The organism is Allokutzneria sp. NRRL B-24872 (genome assembly GCF_002155965.1).
GTDB lineage: Bacteria > Actinomycetota > Actinomycetes > Mycobacteriales > Pseudonocardiaceae > Allokutzneria.
Genome location: NZ_MUMH01000036.1, coordinates 25,343 through 46,627, shown reverse-complemented (window position 1 = coordinate 46,627; position 21,285 = coordinate 25,343). Strand labels below are relative to the sequence as shown.

General features: G+C 70.4%; 19 protein-coding genes and 1 riboswitch. Of the genes, 13 read left to right on the top strand and 6 right to left on the bottom strand.

Features of this window, described 5'->3' with window-relative positions:
- Positions 1-106: 106 nt before the first annotated feature.
- Positions 107-496: a cold-shock protein gene (locus CCN37_RS10720; RefSeq protein ID WP_086820569.1), complete on the top strand. Its 390-nt coding sequence runs from the start codon at positions 107-109 to the stop codon at positions 494-496.
- Positions 497-499: 3 nt separating this feature from the next.
- Here CCN37_RS10720 and CCN37_RS10715 read toward each other — a convergent pair whose 3' ends face one another.
- The 3 genes from CCN37_RS10715 to CCN37_RS10705 are packed head-to-tail and all read right to left on the bottom strand — an operon-like array spanning position 500 to position 3,731.
- On the bottom strand, positions 500-976 hold the full coding sequence (locus CCN37_RS10715; RefSeq protein WP_086820568.1) for a DUF2771 family protein: 477 nt from the start codon (positions 974-976) through the stop codon (positions 500-502).
- Between the two features lie 9 nt (positions 977-985).
- On the bottom strand, positions 986-2,884 hold the full coding sequence (locus CCN37_RS10710) for an MFS transporter (RefSeq protein WP_086820567.1): 1,899 nt from the start codon (positions 2,882-2,884) through the stop codon (positions 986-988).
- Positions 2,885-2,936: 52 nt separating this feature from the next.
- A complete protein-coding gene (locus tag CCN37_RS10705) occupies positions 2,937-3,731 on the bottom strand; it encodes a glutaminyl-peptide cyclotransferase (protein ID WP_086820566.1) in 795 nt (264 codons plus the stop codon).
- A gap of 58 nt (positions 3,732-3,789) precedes the next feature.
- On the opposite strand from CCN37_RS10705, the gene CCN37_RS10700 reads away from it, so the two are divergent.
- Together CCN37_RS10700 and CCN37_RS10695 are read left to right on the top strand one after the other, a co-directional pair.
- Entirely contained in the window at positions 3,790-4,677 is an 888-nt protein-coding gene (locus CCN37_RS10700; protein WP_086820565.1) for a DUF3027 domain-containing protein, read from the top strand.
- A complete protein-coding gene (locus tag CCN37_RS10695; RefSeq protein ID WP_086820564.1) occupies positions 4,674-7,601 on the top strand; it encodes a sacsin N-terminal ATP-binding-like domain-containing protein in 2,928 nt (975 codons plus the stop codon). Before CCN37_RS10700 ends, CCN37_RS10695 begins: the two co-directional genes overlap by 4 nt.
- A 128-nt stretch (positions 7,602-7,729) precedes the next feature.
- Here CCN37_RS10695 and CCN37_RS10690 read toward each other — a convergent pair whose 3' ends face one another.
- Positions 7,730-8,026, bottom strand: coding sequence for a DUF2530 domain-containing protein (locus CCN37_RS10690; RefSeq protein WP_371503949.1), 297 nt, complete (start codon positions 8,024-8,026; stop codon positions 7,730-7,732).
- 43 nt (positions 8,027-8,069) lie between these two features.
- Between CCN37_RS10690 and CCN37_RS10685 the strand changes: the two genes are divergently transcribed.
- From CCN37_RS10685 to CCN37_RS10670, 4 genes are all read left to right on the top strand, one after another.
- On the top strand, positions 8,070-9,518 hold the full coding sequence (locus CCN37_RS10685) for an NCS2 family permease (RefSeq protein WP_086820562.1): 1,449 nt from the start codon (positions 8,070-8,072) through the stop codon (positions 9,516-9,518).
- A gap of 58 nt (positions 9,519-9,576) precedes the next feature.
- Entirely contained in the window at positions 9,577-10,572 is a 996-nt protein-coding gene (locus tag CCN37_RS10680) for a triacylglycerol lipase (protein WP_086820561.1), read from the top strand.
- A gap of 17 nt (positions 10,573-10,589) precedes the next feature.
- On the top strand, positions 10,590-11,024 hold the full coding sequence (locus tag CCN37_RS10675) for a MarR family winged helix-turn-helix transcriptional regulator (RefSeq protein ID WP_086820560.1): 435 nt from the start codon (positions 10,590-10,592) through the stop codon (positions 11,022-11,024).
- 133 nt (positions 11,025-11,157) lie between these two features.
- Complete coding sequence (locus tag CCN37_RS10670; protein WP_086820559.1) at positions 11,158-12,408, top strand: MFS transporter; 1,251 nt, start codon at positions 11,158-11,160, stop codon at positions 12,406-12,408.
- Between the two features lie 231 nt (positions 12,409-12,639).
- Here CCN37_RS10670 and CCN37_RS10665 read toward each other — a convergent pair whose 3' ends face one another.
- Positions 12,640-13,266 (bottom strand): superoxide dismutase, encoded by a 627-nt coding sequence (locus tag CCN37_RS10665; RefSeq protein WP_086820558.1) that lies wholly within the window; start codon positions 13,264-13,266, stop codon positions 12,640-12,642.
- A 170-nt stretch (positions 13,267-13,436) separates the two neighbouring features.
- A riboswitch (cobalamin riboswitch) is annotated at positions 13,437-13,555 on the top strand.
- A gap of 28 nt (positions 13,556-13,583) precedes the next feature.
- On the opposite strand from CCN37_RS10665, the gene CCN37_RS10660 reads away from it, so the two are divergent.
- The 5 genes from CCN37_RS10660 to CCN37_RS10640 are packed head-to-tail and all read left to right on the top strand — an operon-like array spanning position 13,584 to position 18,718.
- The gene (locus tag CCN37_RS10660) at positions 13,584-14,549 is read left to right on the top strand and encodes an ABC transporter substrate-binding protein (RefSeq protein ID WP_086820557.1); all 966 of its coding nucleotides are present in this window, start codon (positions 13,584-13,586) and stop codon (positions 14,547-14,549) included.
- Complete coding sequence (locus CCN37_RS10655) at positions 14,546-15,595, top strand: FecCD family ABC transporter permease (RefSeq protein WP_371503946.1); 1,050 nt, start codon at positions 14,546-14,548, stop codon at positions 15,593-15,595. Before CCN37_RS10660 ends, CCN37_RS10655 begins: the two co-directional genes overlap by 4 nt.
- Positions 15,592-16,350: an ABC transporter ATP-binding protein gene (locus CCN37_RS10650; protein WP_086820556.1), complete on the top strand. Its 759-nt coding sequence runs from the start codon at positions 15,592-15,594 to the stop codon at positions 16,348-16,350. Before CCN37_RS10655 ends, CCN37_RS10650 begins: the two co-directional genes overlap by 4 nt.
- Positions 16,347-17,039 carry a hypothetical protein gene (locus CCN37_RS10645; protein ID WP_086820555.1) on the top strand — a complete coding sequence of 231 codons (693 nt, stop codon included), beginning with the start codon at positions 16,347-16,349 and terminating at the stop codon, positions 17,037-17,039. The genes CCN37_RS10650 and CCN37_RS10645 overlap by 4 nt, the downstream gene beginning before the upstream one ends.
- Before the next feature lie 41 nt (positions 17,040-17,080).
- The gene (locus CCN37_RS10640) at positions 17,081-18,718 is read left to right on the top strand and encodes an ABC-F family ATP-binding cassette domain-containing protein (RefSeq protein WP_086820554.1); all 1,638 of its coding nucleotides are present in this window, start codon (positions 17,081-17,083) and stop codon (positions 18,716-18,718) included.
- On the opposite strand, the gene CCN37_RS10635 is transcribed toward CCN37_RS10640, so the two are convergent.
- Positions 18,715-20,214 (bottom strand): glutamate-cysteine ligase family protein, encoded by a 1,500-nt coding sequence (locus CCN37_RS10635; RefSeq protein ID WP_086820553.1) that lies wholly within the window; start codon positions 20,212-20,214, stop codon positions 18,715-18,717. The two genes, CCN37_RS10640 and CCN37_RS10635, sit on opposite strands and share 4 nt — an antisense overlap.
- Positions 20,215-20,433: 219 nt before the next feature.
- Here CCN37_RS10635 and CCN37_RS10630 point away from each other — a divergent pair, with 219 nt between their 5' ends.
- The gene (locus CCN37_RS10630; RefSeq protein ID WP_086820573.1) at positions 20,434-21,267 is read left to right on the top strand and encodes an RNA methyltransferase; all 834 of its coding nucleotides are present in this window, start codon (positions 20,434-20,436) and stop codon (positions 21,265-21,267) included.
- Positions 21,268-21,285: the final 18 nt, after the last annotated feature.

Here is a 21,285-nt window from a genome sequence, read left to right as displayed (position 1 = left end):
CTTTGAGGACAGGCCCTAGGACGCGTTCGTCATGCGAGGACGCCGCAGGGTGAATCCGGGGCAGTCGCGCGGGGCGCAACATGAAGCTAAGGGAACGGTGAGCATAGTGCCGACCGGCAGGGTCAAGTGGTACGACGCGGAGAAGGGCTTCGGCTTCGTCACCCAGGACGGCGGTGAGGACGTCTACGTCCGCGCCTCCGCACTGCCCGCGGGGGTCGACGCGCTCAAGTCCGGCCAGCGCGTGGAGTTCGGCGTCGCCGACGGCCGTCGCGGCCCGCAGGCGCTGTCCGTCCGCCTCGTCGACCCCGCGCCCTCGGTGGCCGAGGCGCAGCGCCGCCCGGCCGAGGAGCTGCACGGCCTGGTCGAGGACATGATCAAGCTGTTGGAGATGAAGGTCCAGCCGGACCTGCAGCGCAACCGCTACCCGGACCGCAAGACCACCAAGGTCGTCGCCGACGTCGTCCGCGCCGTCGCCCGCGAACTGGACCCGAACTAGCGCTCAGCGGCGGTCGTCGACGGAGAGCACCCAGGTTCCCCTGGTGACGAAGTCGACGCCGCCGTCCTCGCGCGCCGCGAGCACCCCGCCGAACTGCTGGATCTCCACCGTCTCCAGCTGCGCGGCGTTGGTCGGCAGCCGCAGGGTGTAGGCGAGCCGCTCGTTCTCGCCGTAGAACACCGCGCTGCGGCCCTCGATCTGCGTGCCGGCCGCGTCGCGGAAGCGGAAGACGACCTGCCACGGGGTCTCCCCGACGTGGGCGTCCACAGAGATCTGCAACGGGCTGCCCGGCGGCACCCGCAGCACGGCGTGCGCGTCCGGGTCGGCCGAGCAGTTCTCCACCTGCACGTCGCAGTGCTGGGCGGGGCCGGTCACCACGGAGGTGCCCGCCGCGTAGAAGGTCACGGTCGGCGGGGTCGGCGCGGCGCACCCGGCGAGGGTGGCACCGGCGGCCGCGAGCAGGAGAGCGAGTCGACGCACGCGTCAAACCTACGGGGAGTGCGGTGGCGGGGCTCCGCCCGGCTGGCCCTGCGAGCCCGGCCACCCGGGAGTCCAGCCGTCCGGCCTGCTCACCGGAGAGCCCGGTGAGCCCGGAGGCACCGGGGGAGCCGTGGGCTTGGTCCGGTCCTCGCTGCCCGGGCGCAGCGGCCGGTCGCCGCCGAGGCCGGGGATCAGCGAGGTGCCCCGGTGCGTCAGCACGGTCTGCACCAGGCCGAGCGCGAGCACGCACGCGACCACGGTGAACCCGAGCCAGTAGACCGGCGGCAGCAGCAGGCCGAGCACGCCGCCGAAGACCCACGCGAGTTGCAGGATCGTCTCCGAGCGACCGAAGGCCGACGCCCGCGACTCGTCCGGCATGTCGGTCTGGATCGCCCCGTCAAGGCACGCCTTGGCCAGCGCGGAGGCGGTCGCGCCCATCAGGCCGACGATGGCCGCGGTGACCAGGCCCTCCATCAGCGCGGCGAACACCACCGAGGTGAGCGCGGTGCTCAGGCAGGCGATGACCACGGTGTCGGGCTTGTCCAGTTGCAGGCGCGCGCCGATGGCGTTGCCGAGGAAGGTGCCGAGCCCGGCCGCCGCCCCGATCACGCCGAGCAGCATCAGCTGGAGCACCGCGTCGCCCTCGGTCTGCGCCTTGATCACGAACGCCGCGAACAGGGTCAGGAAGCCGGTCAGCACGCGGATCGAGCCCGCACCCCACAGGCCGACGAGCAGGGTGCGGCCCATCGGCTGGCGCTTGGGCTTGCCGTCGCGCTTGTCGGCCTTGGCGCTCAGCGACGCGGGGACCTCGCCCTCGGTCACCTCCACCCACGCCGGGATGCGCAGGCAGCGCCACACGCCGATCGCGCAGATCACCGCGGCGAACCAGAGCGCGGCCGACTCGTGGATGAGCTGGCCGAGCCCGCCCGCGATGCCGCCGAAGACCACGCTCGCGCCGAGGCCGAACACGGCCATCCGCGAGTTGGACTTCACCAGCGAGATGTCCGGGGGCAGCACGCGCGGTGTCACCGCCGCCTTGAGCACGCCGAAGGACTGGGACAGCACCATCGCGCCCAGCGCGGCCGGGTACAGCCCCCACGAGTCGAAGTTCGTCGCCATCACCATGACGAGCACGGCGCGCCCGGCGAAGGAGGCGGCCAGCGCGAGTCTTCTGCCGCGCTGGAGCTTGTCCAGCAGCGGGCCGACGACCGGCGCGACCAGCGCGAACGGGGCAACGGTGATCAGCAGGTAGAGCGCGACCTTGCCCTGGCTCTCGCCCTTGGCCGCCGAGAAGAACAGCGTGTTGGCCAGCGCCACCGCGATCGCCGCGTCCAGCGCGAAGTTCATCATCACCGCGTAGGTCAGCGCGGCCAGCCCGGACTTGTCGGCCCCGTCCGCGTGCACCCCGCGCCGGAACGCCTGCACGGCCTGCTGGCCGAGCTGACGGGTGCGGTAGACCGCGACCCGGCTGACGGTGATCTTCTTCGGCAGCTTCGGCCCGGCCGAGCCGTACTCCGGCGGCGGGGCCAGCCGGTTGTGCTGCTCCGGGTACTCCTCGTGCCTGTCCTGGTGCCTGTCCTGGTGCCGGTCGTGCCCGCCCGAGTCCTCGACCGGGACCGGGTAGCCGTCGGAGTTGTAGCGCTCGCGGTAGCGCGGCGGCTGCTGCGGGTAGCTGTCCGGCGGGTAGTACTTGGGCTCGTACCGCGTCTCCGGCTCGGTGCGCTGGCGGCGGGGTCGTGCCTGGTAGTCCGGGTCCTCGTCCCACGGGTAGGACGGCTGCTCGTCGGGACGGGTGCGCCGGTCACCACCGCGCGGCGGTTCCGCGGAGCTGTGCAGCTCCTGCGCCTCCTTGTGCCGCTTGCGGTTGCCCCCGCCCCAACCAGGGCGGCCCCGACCGGTACCAGTCACGTCCTCATCCTGCCGTACGTCGTGCTGCCAGTGTCCCAGCCTTGACCACGCGTTATCGCACCGGCACGAACCGCACCCGGAAGATCTTCGGCCAGAGCTTGCCGGTGATCAGGAACTCGTCCGTCCCCGGTACGGCGGCGATGCCGTTGAGCACGTCGGTCGCCGTCCTGTCCGCCTGGCTGAGCAGGCCGGACGCGTCCACGGTAGCGGTCACCGCCCCGCTGGCCGGGTCGATCCGCACGATCTCGTCGCGTTTCCAGAGGTTCGCCCAGACCGCGCCGCCCGCGCACTCCAGCTCGTTGATCTCCCGGACCGGCAGCCCGTCCCGGCTGACCTCGACCCTGCCCAGCTCGGCGAAGGTCGCGGGATCGCGCAGGGTCAGCGTGGAGCTGCCGTCGCTCATCACCAGCCGCGACCCGTCCAGGCACAGCCCCCAGCCCTCGCCCTGGTAACTCACCCGGCGCAGTTCGCGCAGGTCGGAGCGGTCACGCTCGATCGCGACGCCCTCCTGCCAGGTGAGCTGCCAGAGCCGGTCACCGGACACCGTCACGCCCTCGCCGAACAGCTCGGGCAACGGCACCTGTCGGCGCACAGCTCCGGTCACCGGGTCCAGTTCGCGCACGCTGGACTGCCCTTTGAGGCCGGTGCCCTCGTAGAGCACGCCGTCGCGCAGCTCCAGGCCCTGCGTCCACGCGGAGGTGTCGTGCGGGAGCGTGCCGAGCACCTCCACGCGCAGCTGCTGCGCCGTTGCTCCGCCGGGCGTGTCTCCCTCGGCCAGCCACACGGCGCCGACCGCCACAGCCAGCGCAGCGGCCACCGCGCCGTACCGCCAGGTTGCGCGTCGCATGCGGCCAGCCTGGCATGCCTGACGAGGGCCGTACGGACATGCGGCACAATCGTCAACCGTGACGCCCACCTCCACTCCTGCCAGCCACCATTCGGCGGACACCCACGACGCGGCGACCACGCAACCCGCTGAGGTGCTGGTCGACGCGCTCGAACTGGCCAGGAGCGCCGCCGCGGAAGAGGCGGGCGGCGAGGTCGGTGACCACGTCGGCGTCACGGCCGAGGACGACGTCACCGCCACGCACCTGTTCGAGGCGGCGCACCCCGGCTACGGCGGCTGGCGCTGGGCGGTGACCGTCGCGGTCGTCGGCCCCGACGAGCCCGTCACGGTCAGCGAGGTCGTGCTGCTGCCCGGCCCGTCCTCCCTCGTCGCCCCCGACTGGGTGCCGTACAACCAGCGCATCCGCGCCGGTGACCTCGGTCCGGGTGATCTGCTGCCGACCGCCCCCGACGACGCGCGCCTCGCTCCCGGCTACGTGCTCAACGACGATCCCGGTGAGCAGGAGGTCGCCTACGAGATCGGCCTCGGCCGGCCGCGCGTGCTCTCCCGCGAGGGCCGCACCGACGCCGCCGAACGCTGGCACCGCGGCGACTTCGGCCCGACCAGCGACATGGCCAAGGCCGCCCCCGGCAACTGCGGGAACTGCGGTTTCTTCCTCCAGCTCCAGGGCTCGCTGAAGGCCGCGTTCGGGGTCTGCGCCAACGAGCTCGCCCCGGCGGACGGGCGCGTCGTGCACGCCGAGTACGGCTGCGGCGCGCACTCCGAGGCCGAGGTCGACACCAGCTCCATCGTGCCGATCTCCGAGGTGGTCTACGACGACTCCGTGCTGGAGATCGACCACACGCCGCGCGGCGGGGACCTGCCGTCGACCGACACCCCGCACTCGGCCGAGCCCTCGGCTGAAGCCGATCCCGCGCCCGAGGCCGAGCCCGCGACCGAGTCATGAGCACGGACCCCTTCGGCACCGCCGCGCTGCGGCAGGCGGTGCTGGACGCGTGGCGCGCCTCGCCGACCCGGTTCCGCGAGGACGCCAACGCCGAGGAGGACCTGCGCTACGGCGGCTACCGCGATCGGCTGCTCGTCGAGCTGGCGCAGAACGCCGCGGACGCGGCCGGCAGCGGCGGACGGCTCCGTCTGTCCATTGTGGACGGAGAGCTGCGCGCGGCGAACACCGGTGAGGCGCTGACCGCGCAGGGTGTCGCCGCGCTGGCCTCGCTGCGCGCCTCGCCCAAGAAGGACGCCAACCGGGTCGGCCGCTTCGGCGTCGGCTTCTCCGCGGTGCTCGCGGTGACCGACGAGCCCAGGGTCGTCTCGACCACCGGCGGCATCGCGTTCTCCGCCGACCACACGCGTTCGGTGAGCGCGGACCTGCCGACCGTCGCCGAGGCGCTGGCCGAGCGCGGGGGCGCCGTGCCGGTGCTGCGCCTGGTGTGGCCGATCGGCGCGGACGAGCCCGGCGTTCCGGAGGGCTTCACCACCGAGGTCCGGCTGCCGCTGCGCGCGGACATCGACCCAGACGAGGTGATCAAGGGCTTCGCCGCCGAGGCGGAGGACCTGCTGCTCGCCCTGCCCGGCCTGGCCGAGGTGGAGATCGACGGCCGGAGCTGGCGCCGCGAGGACCTGCCCGACGGCAATCTCCGCGTGCACGGGGACTCGGGTTCGACCACGTGGCACGTGCACCGCAGGGACGGCAAGCTCGGCGAGGACGATCTGCACGGGCTCGGTGCGGAGGCGCGCCTCCGTCCTGAGTGGACGGTCTGCTGGGCCGTGCAGCTCGACGCCGGTGGCGCGCCAAGGCCGCTCGACCAGGACGTCCTGCACACGCCGACGCCGACCGACGAGCGGATGTCGTTGCCAGCAAGGCTCCTGGCGACCTTGCCGGTCGAGCCGTCGCGCCGCAGGCTGATGGCGGGTCCCGCCACCGACCGCGTTCTCGAAGCCGCCGCGCAGTGCTACCCCGACCTGCTGCTGACCCTTCCGGTCGAGCACCGCACCGCCCTCGTGCCGCTTCCCGGGTTCCCACTGTCCGATGTGGACGGAAAGCTGCGCGATGCGGTGATCTCCGCGCTTCGCTCGGTTTCCTGGCTGACCTCGGTCGCCGAGGAGGACATCGCGCCGTCGCGGGCGCGTGTGCTGGACCGGCCCTCCGCCGAGCTGGCCGAGCTGCTCACCGACGTGCTGCCGAACCTGCTGCCCGCTGAGTTCGCGCAGAACTCGCACGCGAAAGCGTTGCAGGCGTTGGGTGTTCCGCGCGTCCGGCTCGCCGAGCTGGTCGAGTCGGTCACCGGGCTCGATCGCGCGCCGGAGTGGTGGAAACAGCTCTACGAAGCGGTTTCCGAGCTGCTCGACGCCGATCCCAGGGCGAGCGAGGAGCTGGCCGCCCTGCCCGTTCCGCTGACCGACGGCCGCATGGCGGTCGGCCCGCGCGGCACCCTGGTCCTCGACACCGATCTGTCCACTGTGGACGCCCTCGGCCTCCGGCTCGTGCACGCCGACGCCGCGCACCCGTTGCTGGAGCGCCTGGGCGCCGGGCGTGCCGGAGCCGACGAACTCCTTGACGCGCCAGAACTCCGTGCCTCCGTCGAGCGCAGCGTCGCCGACGCCGAAGCCGGGCTCGACCTGGACGTGGACGCGCTCGCCGATGCCGTGCTGCGCTTGGTCGAGCACGCAGGTCCACGCGACTGGCTCGGCGCGCTCGCGCTGCGCGACTCCGAGCGCGAGATCCACCGCGCCGACGAGCTGATGCTGCCGAGTTCCCCGCTGCTGGACATCTTCGAGGAGGACGCGCCGCTTGGCGTGCTCTCCGACGACCTCGCGGCGAAGTGGGCGGGCGAGACGCTGCGCGCGGTGGGCGTGCTCGACGGCTTCACCGTGCTCGTCGACCAGTCCCCGGTCGGCCCCGACCACCGCCTCGCCGACGAAGCGGCGTGGTGGGAGGAGATCGACGGCGACGCGAACCCGCCCGCCGAACTGCGCGCGGTCCGCGACCTCGACCTGGTCGCCGACGACGCGTGGCCCGCTGCTTTGCGGCTGCTCGCGGCCGACCCCGACACGTGGCGCGCGCTGACGCAGCCCGACGGCTACACCGGCTGGTGGCTCACCCGCTACGCACTGCTCGACGGGCTGCCGCCGACGCACTGGCGGTTGCCCGAGGCCGACGACCTCGCCGGGCTCTACGAGGTGGTGCCCGCCGAGGAGCTGTCCGAGGACCTGTTGGTGCAGCTCGGCGTCCGCTCCGGCCTGTCGGTCGACGACGCCTTCGACGCCGAGGATCTGCTTGCGCGCCTTGGTGATGAGGACCGGCTCGTGCGCGACGGCACGATGCTGCGCGCGCACTCCGTGCTCGCCGACGCCGTCTCCGAAGGGCTGTTCGAACCGTCCGATGTGGACGTTCCCGAGTTCGTCCGCGCGCTCTCCGGCGCCGTCGTGTCCACCGAGTACGCCGTGGTGCTCGACGGCCCGTGGCTGCTGCCCGTGCTCGACCCGGGCACGCTCGTCGGCGGCGGCACGCCTGAAGTCCTCGCCGACCTGCTCGACCTCCCGCTCGCGTCGGACTACGCGCAGGCTTTCGTTGTCAGCACCGGCACCGCGTCCGAGTGGGCCGACCTCGACGGCGTCGTGGAGGCGTGCGACCTCATCGGCGTGCCCTTCCCCGACGGCGAGGTCGTCCTGCACGAGCGCCTAGAGGTGAGCGTGCGTGGAGCGGTGCACGAGGCCGAGTGGTGGCGCGACGACTCCGGCCGCCTCCACACCACCGAGACCCCCTCCGGCCTGGCCCGCGCCCTGGCGCACGTGCTGAACCGCTGGCCCCAGCGTCACCAGCTCTCCGCGCTGCTCGCGTCCCCCACCGCCACCACCCACCTCGCGTAACCACCTGAATGACTCGTTCATGTGGTTCAACCTGCTGAACGAGTCATTCAGGTGGTTGAACGTGCTGAACGAGTCATTCAGCACGTTCACGTTGGCGAACGAGTCATTCAGCACATAAGCGCGGGCGGCTAGAGGCCGTCGCCCTGTTGGGCGGTGCGGGAACCTCGGCGGGAGGCGCGGCGCTGCCACATGATGATCGACCAGCCCATGAGGCCGAGGACGCCGCCGCAGAGCGTGGTCCACACCCAGACCCACTGGCCGGTGTCGAAGGCGGTGCGCAGCACCAGCAGCACCGCGAAGGCCACGAACCACAGCGCGGTGCCGGTGGCGATCAGCGGGACCGGGTCCGCGAGGGCGCGGGGCAGCGGCGGGGGCGCGGGGCTCTCCGCGCTCGTGACCTGACCGGGTTCGCTCTTCTCCGCCACATCGGGCAGGCTACCGGCCGAAACGTCGCGGCAGGGAGTGCGCATGGGCTCAGGCAGGCTGGACCGCTACTTCAAGATCAGCGAGCGTGGCTCGACGGTGGGCCGGGAGGTCCGCGGCGGGCTGGTCACGTTCGTCACGATGGCCTACATCGTGGTGCTGAACCCGCTGATCATGGGCAGTTTCGCGGCTGACGACGCGGGCGCCAAACGCGACGTGCTCGGCAACATCCTCCCGGTCCCGCAGGTCGCCGCCGTGACCGCGCTGGTCGCCGGCGTGATGACCATCCTCTTCGGACTGATCGCGAACTACCCCTTCGCCATCGCGACCGGGCTCGGCATCAACAGCCTGGTCGCGGTCACCCTGGCGCCGCAGATGACCTGGCCGGAGGCGATGGGCCTGGTCGTGGTCAACGGCCTCGTGGTGCTGGTGCTGGTCGCGACGGGCTTCCGCACGGCGGTGTTCAACTCGGTGCCGCCGGAGCTCAAGGCGGCGATCGCGGTCGGCATCGGCCTGTTCATCTGCCTGATCGGCTTCGTCGACGCGGGGTTCGTCCGCCGCCTGCCCGACGACGCCAAGACCACGGTTCCGGTGGGACTGGGCATCAACGGCTCGATCGCCTCGTGGCCGACCTTCGTCTTCGTGTTCGGCCTGCTGCTGACCGGAGTCCTGGTGGCGCGCAAGGTCCGGGGCGCGATCCTGATCGGCGTGCTCGGCAGCACCGCGATGGCGATGGTCATCGAAGCGATCTTCAAGGCCGGGCCGTCCAAGGGCACCGATCCCAGGGGCTGGAGCCTGGGCTACCCGGGCCTTCCCGACCAGTTCTTCGGCCTTCCCGATCTCTCGCTGGTCGGCGACGTGTCCTTCGGCGCGTGGTGGCGACTGCCCGCGATCACCGTGGCGCTGCTGGTGTTCACCTTGGTGCTGACCGACTTCTTCGACACCATCGGCACGATGACCGGTCTCGCGAAGGAGGCCGACCTGCTCGACAAGGACGGCCAGCTGCCCAACACCGGCAAGGCCCTGTTCGTCGACGGCGCGAGCGCGGTCGCGGGCGGCCTGGCGTCCTCCTCGTCGAACACCGTCTACATCGAGTCGGCCGCGGGCATCGCGGAAGGCGCGCGCACCGGGCTGGCCAACGTGGTGACCGGCCTGCTCTTCCTGGTCGCGATGTTCTTCACGCCGCTCTACCAGGTCATCCCGGTCGAGGCCGCAGCGCCCGCGCTGGTGATCGTCGGCGCGCTCATGGTCAGCCAGGTGCGGGAGATCGACTTCTCCGACTTCACCATCGCGCTGCCCGCGTTCCTGACGATCGTGGTCATGCCGTTCACCTACTCCATCGCCAACGGCATCGGCGCCGGCTTCATCAGCTACGTGCTGCTCCAGGTGGTGACCGGCAAGGCGCGCAGGGTGCACCCGCTGATGTGGGTGGTCTCGGTGGCCTTCATCGCCTACTTCGCGGTAGGCCCGCTCCGCCAGGCATTGGGCATCTGACCCACAGCCGGGTGACTCGCGTGGCTGGTCGGGTGAACGGCGCCTAGCCTCGGAAGTCGTGGGGATCAACAAGCTCTGGCGGCTCCTGCCCTGTGCTGCGGTGATCGCGACGTTCTCGCTGCCGGCCGAAGCGGTTCCCCAGCCCCCACCACCCGGCCCCGTCCTGCACACCCCGGCGTCCGCGCTGAACACGGCGCTGTCCTGCGGCGGCGACGTGGACGACTCCGGGACAGCGAAGCCGGTGCTGCTCGTGCACGGCACCGGGCTGAGCGCGGCGGAGACATGGGACTGGGGCTACCGCCGCGCGCTCGGCAAGCTGAACCGGCCGGTGTGCGTGCTCGACCTGCCGGGCAAGGGCATGGACGACATGCAGGACGCGGCCGAGTACGTCGTGCACGCGATCCGCACCGTCGCCACCCGCAGCGGCAACAAGGTCTCGGTCGTCAGCTACGACCAGGGCGGCGTGCTCGCGTTGTGGGCCTTGAGGTTCTGGCCCGACATTCGGTCCACAGTGGACGATTACGTCGGGCTCGGCGTGCCCTACCGGGGATCGCGCGCGGCGGCGGAGCACTGCGTCCGCAACCCGTTGTGCCAGCCCGCGGTCCGCCAGTTGCACCCGGAGTCGCAGCTGATCCGCAACGTCAACCTCGGCCAGCTCCCGCCGGGACCGTCCTACACCTCGATCCACACGCTCTTCGACGAGCTGGTGACCCCGCAGCCGACCGCGAGCCTGCTGCCGGAGGCCACCAACATCGCGACGCAGGTCTTCTGCCCGTTGCGGCACACCGGACATCTCACGCTGCTCGCCGACGCCGTTGGCTACGCGCTGACGGTGGACGCCCTGGAGCACGCGGGGGCGGCCGATCCGCGCCGGGTCTCGGGCTCGCTCTGCTCGGATCGCGCGCTGCCGGGGGCCGACCTCGTGGCGATGGCGACCAGCCTGCCGCTGCTGCGCCCGAGCGAGCTGTTCGACGTCGTCGGTGGCCAGGCCACCGAGACCGAGCCGCCGCTGCGCTGCTACGTCGGAGGGACCTGCGCTCCGGCAGCGAGATAGTGAGGTATGCTAAAGACATGTCGGAGTCCGAACCGGGTGAGCCCAACCTGGCCAGCCGCCTGAGGCTGTCCGTCGTCCGGCTCAACCGCAGGCTCCGCGCCCAGCGCAGCGACTCCACGGTCTCGCTGACCCAGCTCTCCGCGTTGTCCAGCCTGCACAAGGGCGGGCCGTTGACCCCCGGGGAGCTGGCATCGCGCGAGGGGGTCCAGCCCCCGTCCATGACCAGGGTGATAGCCGCACTGGAGGAACACGGGTACGCGACGCGTTCGCCGCACCCCACCGACGGCAGGCAGGCGATCGTCGACCTGACCGAGGCCGGGCGGACCTTCATCAAGGCGGAGGTCTGCGCGCGCGAGCGGTGGCTGGACAAGCGGCTCGCGGAACTGGACGAGTCCGAACGGGAGGTTCTCTCCCGCGCGGCCGAGATCATCGACAGGATGGCGGGGCAGTAAGGAAGTGCCGATTCACGCGGGGAACACCAGGAGTCAGCGTCCGCTCGACGACAACCACTCCCCGCCAGGCACACCCCCTCCGTCCATTGTGGATATAGAGGCGCCCCAGGAGAACGAGAAGCCTCGTAGCGGCATGTTCTCCTCGCTGCGAACCCGCAACTACCGCCTCTACGCCTCCGGGCAGGTCATCTCCCTCATCGGCGTGTGGATGCAGCGCGTCGCCCAGGACTGGCTGGTGCTCCAGCTCTCCGACGGCAGCCCGGTCGCCCTCGGCATCGCCGTCGCGATCCAGTTCGCCCCGACGCTCGCGCTGTCGCTCTGGGCGGGCGTGCTCGCCGACCGGCTGGACAAGCGGAAGTTCCTCATCGTGCTCCAGGCGGCGATCGGCCTGTGCGGGCTGACCCTCGGCGCGCTGGACGTGACCGGTGTGGTGCAGCTGTGGCACGTGTACCTGCTCTGCCTGGTGCTGGGCGTGTTCACCGCCGTGGAGACACCTGTGCGGCAGTCCTTCTCGGTGGAGATGGTCGGCAAGGCGCAGGTCACCAACGCGGTGGCGCTGAACTCGATGACCTTCAACATCGCCCGCATCCTCGGCCCGGCCCTCGCCGGCCTGATGATCAACTGGGTGGGCACCGGCTGGGTGTTCGTCGTCAACGGGGCCAGCTTCGCCGGGGTGATCACCGGCCTGGTGCTGATGAACCCGGCCGAGCTGTTCCGCTCCAAGCCGGTCCCGCGCGGGCGCGGCCAGCTCCGCGAGGGCCTGCGCTACGTGCGCGGGCGCGCCGACCTGGTCGTGATCATGGTGCTGGCGTTCGGGGTGAGCACCTTCGGGCTGAACTTCCACTCCACCTTGGCCGTCATCTCGCGCAACGAGTTCCACGGCGACGCCTCCCTCTACGGCGCGCTGTCCACCGCGATCGCCGTCGGCACGCTCTCCGGCGCGATCATGGCCGCGCGGCGCAGCAGCAGGGGACAGCCCCGCCAGCGACTGCTCATCGGCGGCGCCGCGGCCTTCGGCGCGCTGGAGATCATCACCGGCTTCATGCCCGACCCGTGGACCATGGGCGCGCTGCTGGTGCTCACCGGAGCCGCCGCGCTGACCTTCACCACGGTCTCCAACGCGATCGTGCAGCTCTCGGTCGCCCCGGAGATGCGCGGCCGGGTGATGGGCCTCTACATGCTGGTGTTCCTGGGCGGGAACCCGCTCGGCAGTCCCCTGATGGGATGGGTCGCCGAGCACTGGGGACCGCGCTCGCCGGTGTTCCTCGGCGGAGCCATCTCGCTGCTGTTCGCGCTGGTCTGCGGGGTCGTGCTGATGCGCCGCGGCGGGATCAGACTGCCGGTCCGCCGGCTGGTCCGGCTCCGGGTGCTCACCCGGAAGTGACTGGGGCTTGCCACCCCGGTGAAGTTAGGCTAACCTAATTCCTGTCCGCTTCGTGGTGGGAGCGGCAGTCAGTTCGGGAACATGAAGAGTCCCTGACTTCCGACCGGGAGTCAGGGGCTTTTCGTTTGTCAGGGTGTTGGTTGCGGCTGAACGCAAAAGGACCCCGGCCACCAAGGATGGCCGGGGTCCTTCCTGAGCAGCTTCGCTTGTCGGAGCATCCACTGCCAGGTCTCAGGGCTGGAGCAGCAAGCCGTTCTGTCCCGCGCGAGCCGAGACGAAGCGCTCGTTGACGTCGTTCCAGTTGATGACGTTCCAGAGCGCGTTGAAGTATTCGGCCTTCACGTTGCGGTACTGGAGGTAGTAGGCGTGCTCCCAGGCGTCGAAGGCCAGCAGTGGGGTGGTGGCGATGGAGAGGTTGGAGTGGTGGTCCTTGAGCTGCTGGGTGACCAGGCGCTGACCGACCGGCTCCCAGGCGAGGATGCCCCATCCGGAGCCTTGGATGGTGGAGGCGGCGGCGTTGAGCTGGGCGCGCAGGCCGTCGAAGGAGCCGAAGAATTCATCGACTGCCGCGGCGAGCTCGCCGGTGGGCTTGTCGCCGCCGTTGGGGGAGAGGTTTTTCCACCAGACCTGGTGCAGGGCGTGTCCGGCGAGGTGGAAGGCGAGGGTGGTTTCCAGGCCGACGATGGAGCCGAAGTCTTCCTTGTCCCGGGCTTCGTCGATCTTCTCCAGTGTCTGGTTGGCGCCGGTGACGTAGGCCTGGTGGTGCTTGGAGTGGTGCAGCTCGTTGATCTCGCCGATGATCGCCGGCTCCAGAGCCGAGTAGTCGTAATCCAGTTCCGGCAAGACGTACTGCGCCACGGTGAGCCTCCGGTGTGCCTCGTTGATGCAAGTCTCTCTTAGTTGCAACTTACTTGCATCTGGATCGACCTCGCGCGGTGGGTCTAAACACGTGCCAGGTGGGAATACGGTCACAACCCGTACCAGGGGTTTGACCGGCCCGCCGCAGCTCGGGGAGCATCCGGGGCGACAACCGAATACACGTCTCAGGCAGGGGAAGACCGGTCGAAGTCCGGCGCTGACCCGCAACGGTGGGCCTCCGCACGCGCGGTGGCGAGCCCGAACACCTGCCCGAGCACGTTCGGCTCGAACTCCGTCGAGGTCTACGGAAGGTGCCAATGACCAGGTCTTTTCGGCGTGCGCTCAGCGCTGCCGCGCTCACCGTCGCGCTGGCCGCGTGTGCGACCCCGGCGCCCGCTCCCGCGTCGTCGGCCACCAGCGTGACGAGCTGCGGCAGGGCGCAGTCGTTCCCGACACCGCCGCAACGGATCGTCAGCCTCAACCAGCACGCGACGGAGATCCTGGTCGCGCTTGGCCTGACCGACCGCATCGTGGGGACCGCCTACCCCGACACCCCGGACGTGCCCGCGTCGATCGAGGCGGACTACAAGAAGATCAAGCTGATCGCGGAGAAGTACCCGTCGATGGAGCAGGTGCTCGCGGCGGAGCCGGACGTGGTGGTCGGCGGCTACGCGAGCGCGTTCGCGGAGAAGGACGGACGCGGACGAGAAGCCTTGGAGCGCAAGGGAATTCGGACTCTGCTGCTGGCGGAGTCGTGCTCGACGGGGCCGATCGGGATCACCACCTACACCGAGGACCTGGTGTTGTTCGGCAAGGCGTTCGGGGTGGCCGAGCGCGCGAAGAGCTTGGCGGAGGAGACGACGCGGCGCATCGACGCGGTGTCGGCGAAGGTCCAGGGGGTCGAGCCGGTGCCGGTGTTCTTCTACGACAGCGGGGAGAAGGCCGCGTTCACCGTGGGGGGTCACGGCCTGGGCAACGACATCGCCAAGCGAGCCGGGGGCCGCAACATCTTCGCTGACCTGCCGAAGATCTTCGGTGACGCGAGCTGGGAGCAGGTCGCCGAGCGCGCGCCGAAGGCCGTGGTGCTGGTGGACTACCTCGGTGCGGGCGGCTTGGACGGCAAACGTGCCTTCCTGCAAGGACATCCGCTCGTCGCCAAGACCCCGGGCGTGGCGCAGGGCAAGTACGTCACGCTGACCCTGCCGGACCTCATCGAGGGCATCCGCCTGGCTGACGCGGTGGAGAAGCTGGCGCGCGGCCTGCATCCCGGTGTGGCCTGGTGACGGTTCTCGTTGGGGTGGCTCGAAAGCGGCCACCTCTGCTGTTCACGGTTCTCGCACTCACGGCTGCCGTGGTGGTCGTGTGTGTGCTGGCAGTGTCGTTCGGCTCCGTGTGGCTACCCCTCAGTCACGTGTGGGGCATCCTCGCGGAGCCGTTCGCGCCCTGGCTGGTGGACGTGACGTGGAGCCCGGTGCGCGCGTCGATCGTGTGGGACTCCCGCCTGCCCAGGGTCGCGATGGCCGTGGTGGTCGGCGCGGCGCTCGCCATTGCGGGAGCCATCGCGCAGATCGTCACGCGCAACCCCCTCGCCGACCCCTACCTCCTCGGTGTCTCACAGGGTGCCGGTCTCACGGCATCACTGGTGATGGTGCTTGGGGTAGAGGTTCTAGGCATGGTCGCGCTGCCGCCAGTGGCCTTTGTCGGAGCACTCGGGGTGCTGCTGGCGGTGCTCGCGATCTCGGGTCGCTCGGGCTCGGTCAGCGTGCTGGTGCTCGCCGGGCTCGCGGTGGGCCAGGTGTGCAGTGCGGGCCTGTCTCTCGTGATCTTCTTGCATGCCAAGGGAGATCAGGCCAAGCAGGTGCTGTTCTGGCTCGCGGGCGGACTCGGAGACGCCAGGTGGGACGCGCTGGCGGTACCCGCGGTGGTGCTCGTCCTGGCTGTGCTGGGCGGCATCGTGGCAGGTCGGCGGATCAATCTCCTGCACGCGGAGGACGACGCCGCGACCGCGCTCGGGGTGAACCCCCGCCGCTTCCGGCTGGTGATGCTGATCGGCGTCTCACTGCTGGCGGGCACCTCGGTCGCGGTCGCGGGCGGGATCGGCTTCGTGGGGCTGATCGTGCCGCACGTCGCGACGTTCCTCGTCGGCTCCGACGCGCGGCGCTTGCTTCCAGTCTCGGCCTTGCTGGGCGCGGGTTTTCTGGTCGCAGCGGACCTGCTCGGCCGGTTGCTGGCCTCGCCGTCGGAGTTGCCGGTCGGAGTGATCACCTCTGCCGTCGGCGGCCCGCTGTTCATCCTGATGTTGCTGCGGAACCGACGGAGGATGGGATGAGCCTTCGCGCTGACGGCCTCAGGGTGCGCTTGGGCGGGCGGTTCGTGGTCGACGGCGTTGACCTCGCGGTCACCCCGGGCGAAGTGCTCGGGCTCGTCGGCCCGAACGGCAGCGGCAAGACGACGTTGCTGCGATCCCTGTACCGCGCGGTCGCCCCAGCGGCCGGAAAGGTCTACATAGGACAGTCCTTTGTAGACGAACTGCCGCGCAGGGAACTCGCTCGGAGGTTGGCGGCGAGCACGCAGGAGCCGGAGCACGCGGCCTCGCTGACGGTGACCGAGGTCGTCGAGCAGGGGCGTGTGTGCCATCGCGGTTGGCTGGAGGCGATGCGCGCCGAGGACGGCGAAGCGGTGGAGTCGGCGATCCGGGCTGCTGGGCTCGTCGACCTGCGCGATCGGGATGTCCGCACGCTTTCCGGTGGAGAACGGCAGCGCGTCTCGATCGCTCGTGCGCTGGCTGTGCGGCCCGAAGTCCTGGTGCTGGACGAGCCGACGAACCACCTCGACCTGCGGCACCAGCTCGGCGTGCTCGGCCTGTTGCGCGAGCTGGCTGACGAAGGGCTGGCAGTTCTCCTGACGTTGCACGACCTGCGACTCGCCGTGTCCTACTGCGACCGGATCGCTGTGCTGGACAACGGGAGTCTGGTCGGGTCCGGGACTCCGTCCGAGGTGTTGGACGAGCGGTTGCTCGCTGACGTCTTCGGCGTTCGCGGGCGGCTGATCGGGTCCACTTTGGACATTCAGGGGCCGGTGTGAAGGAGCTGTTCGCGGCGTGCTGCCCGGAGGCGGAGGTCGTCGTCGGCACGCCTCCCGCTGATGCGATCAGATGCGCAGACTTGATCTACGAGCCTGATGTGCTGAGGTCGCTCGTCGACATCGAGGAAACATCGAGCGGGCACACCCTCCGCGCGTCGGCGGCGCGTACTTTTCTTTCTTGCTATGCGATTCGCGTGTGCCAGGTGACGGTCATGCCCACGGTCATCGGAGATGTGCTCGTGCATCCGGATGGTGTTTCGATCCGAGGAGACGGGCACGGGTTCGGCGTTGTCTACGTTGAACCGAAGGCGATTCAGCCCGTTGCCGATTCGGCGAGCGGCCTGGCGGACGTGGCCGACTTGGTGCTGGAAGGGCACATGCGAGCGCTTGCGGAGGCGCTGTCCGTCGAGCCGGGGTGCGCGTGGAGTCCGGTAGCGGGGCAGATCGGCTTCGGGCTCGGCACCGCGATGGCTCGTGCCCGTGCCCCGAAGGAGAAGTTGCTCGAAGCGCACAGGGCGCTCGTCGCACAAGTGCCCTGGCTCGCTCACACCGGGCGCCTGGTCGAATCGACGGCGGGGGACAAGCTGGTCTTCCTGAGGTCGAAGTGCTGCCTGTGGTGGACCATCCCGGTGGAGGACGAGTGCCGCAGCTGCCCACGTCGGAGTGACGAGGAAAGGCTTGCCCGATAAACCAGTTGCCGAGCCGGGGTGGCTGGTGCACCGTGGTTCGGGTGTCCGTTCTGGTAGCGCGCGGTCTTTCGCTGTCATTCGGTCCGAGAACGGTTCTCGCGGAGGTAGATCTCGATGTCGCTGCTGGTGATCGCGTAGGGCTCATCGCCCCGAACGGAGTCGGCAAGTCCACGCTGCTCCGCGTGCTCGCCGGGGATCTCCCGCCTGAGGAAGGCACCGTCCGCACCCGTCCGCCCAGCGCCACGGTCGCGTACCTCACGCAGGAAACCGATCTGCGCCAAGGGGAATCCCTGCGCGACCACCTCGCTCGGCGGACCGGCGTCGGCCGTGCGGAGCGGGAGTTGCAGCGCACCGCCGAACTGCTCGCGGACAACCCGTCCGGCTCCGAGTACGCGGACGCCTTCGACCACTGGACGGCTGTCGGCGCCGCCGACTTCGACGAGCGGGCCGACGCGGTGTGCGAACGGCTGGGACTGGCCGCTGACCTGCTGGACGGCCGTGGCGCCGACCAGCTCTCCGGCGGGCAGGCCGCGCGGTTGCGGCTGGCGTCGGTCTTGCTGGTGCGAGCGGACGCGATCCTGTTGGACGAGCCCACGAACGACCTGGACACCAGCGGCTTGGAGCTGCTCGAACAGCACGTGGTGGGCAGCCGCGCGGCGATCGTGCTGGTCAGCCACGACCGCGAGTTCCTCGCCCGCACCGTCACCACGGTCGCCGAGCTGGATGAGTTCTCCCACCGCCTCAAGCTGTTCGGCGGCGGTTGGGAGTCCTATGTGGACGAACGGCTGAACGAGGAGCGGCACGCCCGCGAGGCCTACGAGCAGTACGCGACCAAGCGCGAGAACCTCGTCCAGCGCTCGCGCCGGGCGAAGGAGTGGTCCCGCACGGGCGTCAAGCGCGCGACGAGCGCGAAGGCGATCAACGACGAGCCCGATCGCAGCGTCAGGTCCGGCCGGAAGCAGGGTGCGCAGAACGTCGCGGCCAAGGCCACCCTCGCCGAGCGTCAGCTGGACCGGCTGGAAGAGGTCGACGAGCCGCGCGAGGCATGGGAGCTGCGGTTGACGCTGCCCTCGGCCGGGCGCGGGAGCGACATCGTGTTCACCTTGCGCCAAGCCGTCGTCCGACGCGGTGACGTCACGCTCGGGCCGGTCGATCTGACCATCGGCGCCGGTGAGCGGTGGCGCGTCGTCGGGCCCAACGGCTCGGGCAAGTCCACGCTGATCGCGGCGGTGCTCGGCCGCCTCCCGCTCGTCTCCGGCGCCCGCAGCGCCGGGGCGAACGTGGTGGTGGGCGAGGTCGACCAGCTCCGGGCCGCCTTCGCCACCGACGAGCCGACGCTGGCCGTGGTCGCCGCGGCGACCGGACTGTCCACGGTGGAATCACGAACGCTGCTCGCGAAGTTCCGGGTTGGAGCGGATGCCGTACTCCGTCCGGCCCGCACACTGTCGCCGGGAGAACGCACCCGTGCGGGCCTTGCGGTCCTCCAGGCGCGCGGAACCACGTGCCTGGTGCTGGACGAGCCGACCAACCACCTCGACCTGCCCGCGATCGAACAACTGGAGCAGGCGCTGGCGGAGTACCCGGGCGCGCTCATCCTCGTCACCCACGACCGCAGGCTGGCCACCCGCATCACCACCGACCACACCCTCGACGTCACCGAGCTGCGCACGCGGCGCTAGGCGCCCAGTGACCAGGTGTGGACGGGTTCGCCGACGTGCATCAGCTCGATGTAGCTCTGCAGCATGCCGGTGATCGCGGCGTCTCGGCTGAGACCGCGTTCCTCAAGGCGCGCAACGGTTGCACGCTGCCACGACGCACCGGTCCGACGAGTCACGCAGCGCTGCTCGATGATGCCGAGGTAGCGCTCACGGGCCTCGTCGGAGACACCGCAGGCGCGCAGGCCGTCGTGCGCCATCGGCAGCAGTCGCCGCAGCACCAGCTCGTCCGGCGGAATCCAGCCGATGCCCGGCCAGTAGAGCTGGGCCTGCATGGCGTGCCTGGCACCCGAGTAGAAGTTCTCCTCGGCGGCCTGGAAGGACATCTGGCTCCAGATGGGCCTTTCCTGCTCGCACAACGCCCGCTGCGCTCCGTAGAAGAACGCCGCGTTGGCCAGCACGTCGACCACGGTCGGCCCCGCGGGCAGCACGCGGTTCTCCACGCGCAGGTGCGGAACGCCGTCAACGATGTCGTAGACCGGCCGGTTCCACCGCCAGATGGTGCCGTTGTGCAGCCGGAGCTCGCCGAGCTGCGGAGCCCTGCCCGCCTCGATCGCCTCCAGCGGGTCCTCGTCCTCGACCTCCGGGAGCAGCGCGGGGAAGTAACGCGCGTTCTCCTCGAACAGGTCGAATATCGAGGTGATCCACCGCTCGCCGAACCACACCCTCGGCCGGACGCCCTGGTTCTTCAGCTCCTGCGGCCGGGTGTCGGTGGCCTGCTCGAACATGGGGATGCGGGTCTCCTGCCACAGCGCCTTGCCGAGCAGGAACGGGGAGTTCGCCGCGAGCGCGACCTGCACGCCCGCCAGGCACTGGGCCGCGTTCCAGTGCGCGGCGAAGTCGTCGGGGTCGACCTGCAGGTGCAGCTGCACCGACGTGCACGAGGACTCCGGCAGGATCGAGTCGGCGTAGCTGCGCAGCCGCTCGCCGGGGCGGCCGGGCATCGGCACGCCCTCCATGTCCAGCAGCATGTCCTCGCCGCGCTCGTCGAGGATCTGCCGGTTCAGCACGCCGTAGCGCGGATTGCTGGACAGGAACCGCCGGTCGAAGTGCTCGGCGCGCAGCGTCGGCAGCATGCCGACCATCACCATCCTGGCGCCCGCGTCGTGGGCCTTGCTGTCCGCGCCGTCCAGGACCGCGCGCAGCTCGTTCTCCAGTTCCAGCGCCTCGTCCCCGGCGAGGGGGCGCGGCGGGACGTTGATCTCCAGGTTGTACTGGCCGAGCTCTGTGGTGAACAGCGGATCGGAGATCTTCTCCAGCACCACCGCGTTCAGCATGGCCGGGTTGAGCGCCTGGTCCACCAGGTTCAGCTCGATCTCCAGGCCCATCTGCTGGCGGGGGAAGGAGAAGTGGTTCTCGGCGAGCATCCGGGCGAGCGCGTCCAGGCACCGCTGGACCTTCTCCCGATAACGCTGCCGGTCCTCCCTGCTGAACGTCCGTTCCGACACGTCCCTACCCATGCCGCCCTCCCGTGCGGTCGGCTGGTTTCCGAGGGGCACACCAGCGGCAAAGCGAACGACAACCGTCGCATAGCGGTTCCCCCGCCACCAGCGGCCAAACCGGTGCTCTCTGTCACATCGACATGACATTGTGTGACAAAGTCCTGGTCAAGGAAGTGCAAAGCGCAGATTGTTACTGGACGGTGTAGTCCAGGATCTGAGAACGGCACAATGTCGCAGGTGGCGAACGTGATCACCATCGACGACCCGGCCGACCCGAGGCTGGCCGACTTCCGCGACCTGTCCACGGCCGACCGCCGACCCGACCGGCCCGGCGGCCGGGGGCTGGTGATCGCCGAGGGCGTCGTGGTGGTCGAACGCCTGCTCGCCTCGCCCTTCCCGGTCCGCGCGCTGCTCGGTGTCGGGCGCCGGATCGAGGCGCTGGGGGACCAGCTCGCGCCGCTGGACGTCCCCGCCTACGTGACCACCGCCGAGATCATGGCCGAGGTGGTCGGGTTCCACCTCAACCGCGGCGTTCTGGCCAGCGCCGACCGCGCCGTGCAGCCGCCGGTCACCGACCTCGTCGCGCGCTCCCGCAGGCTCGCCGTGCTGGAGGGTGTGGGCGACCACGAGAACCTGGGCTCGTTGTTCCGCAACGCCGCCGCGCTCGGCCTCGACGGCCTGCTGCTCGCACCTGGATGCTCCGACCCGCTCTACCGGCGCAGCGTCCGCGTCTCGATGGGGCACGTGCTGCGAGTGCCGTTCGCCTTTCTCGACGATCTGACCGCTGGCCTGGATCTGTTGCGCGACAACGGTTTCAAGGTCGCCGCGCTCACCCCTCGCGCGGATTCCGTTCCGCTGTCCGCCGCGGGGCTGCACACGGGCAAGGCCGCGTTGCTGCTCGGATCGGAGGGACCGGGGCTGACCGAGGAGGCCATTGCCGCCGCCGACGTGGCCGTCCGCATCCCGATGTACGGCGGGGTCGACTCGCTCAACGTCGCCACGGCCGCCGCGATCGCCTTCTACGCCATCGGAATCCAAGACACGTCAAGGGAAACTGACCCGTCCTCCTGACGGGCGAAGAGATCCCGC

Bases quoted from the DNA above. Each gene is read 5' to 3' on its own strand.
- CCN37_RS10660 (WP_086820557.1), top strand. From the start codon at position 13,584: ATGACCAGGTCTTTTCGGCGTGCGCTCAGCGCTGCCGCGCTCACCGTC.
- CCN37_RS10650 (WP_086820556.1), top strand. From the start codon at position 15,592: ATGAGCCTTCGCGCTGACGGCCTCAGGGTGCGCTTGGGCGGGCGGTTC.
- CCN37_RS10685 (WP_086820562.1), top strand. From the start codon at position 8,070: ATGGGCTCAGGCAGGCTGGACCGCTACTTCAAGATCAGCGAGCGTGGC.
- CCN37_RS10705 (WP_086820566.1), bottom strand. From the start codon at position 3,731: ATGCGACGCGCAACCTGGCGGTACGGCGCGGTGGCCGCTGCGCTGGCT.
- CCN37_RS10670 (WP_086820559.1), top strand. From the start codon at position 11,158: ATGTTCTCCTCGCTGCGAACCCGCAACTACCGCCTCTACGCCTCCGGG.
- CCN37_RS10695 (WP_086820564.1), top strand. From the start codon at position 4,674: ATGAGCACGGACCCCTTCGGCACCGCCGCGCTGCGGCAGGCGGTGCTG.
- CCN37_RS10635 (WP_086820553.1), bottom strand. From the start codon at position 20,214: ATGGGTAGGGACGTGTCGGAACGGACGTTCAGCAGGGAGGACCGGCAG.
- CCN37_RS10675 (WP_086820560.1), top strand. From the start codon at position 10,590: ATGTCGGAGTCCGAACCGGGTGAGCCCAACCTGGCCAGCCGCCTGAGG.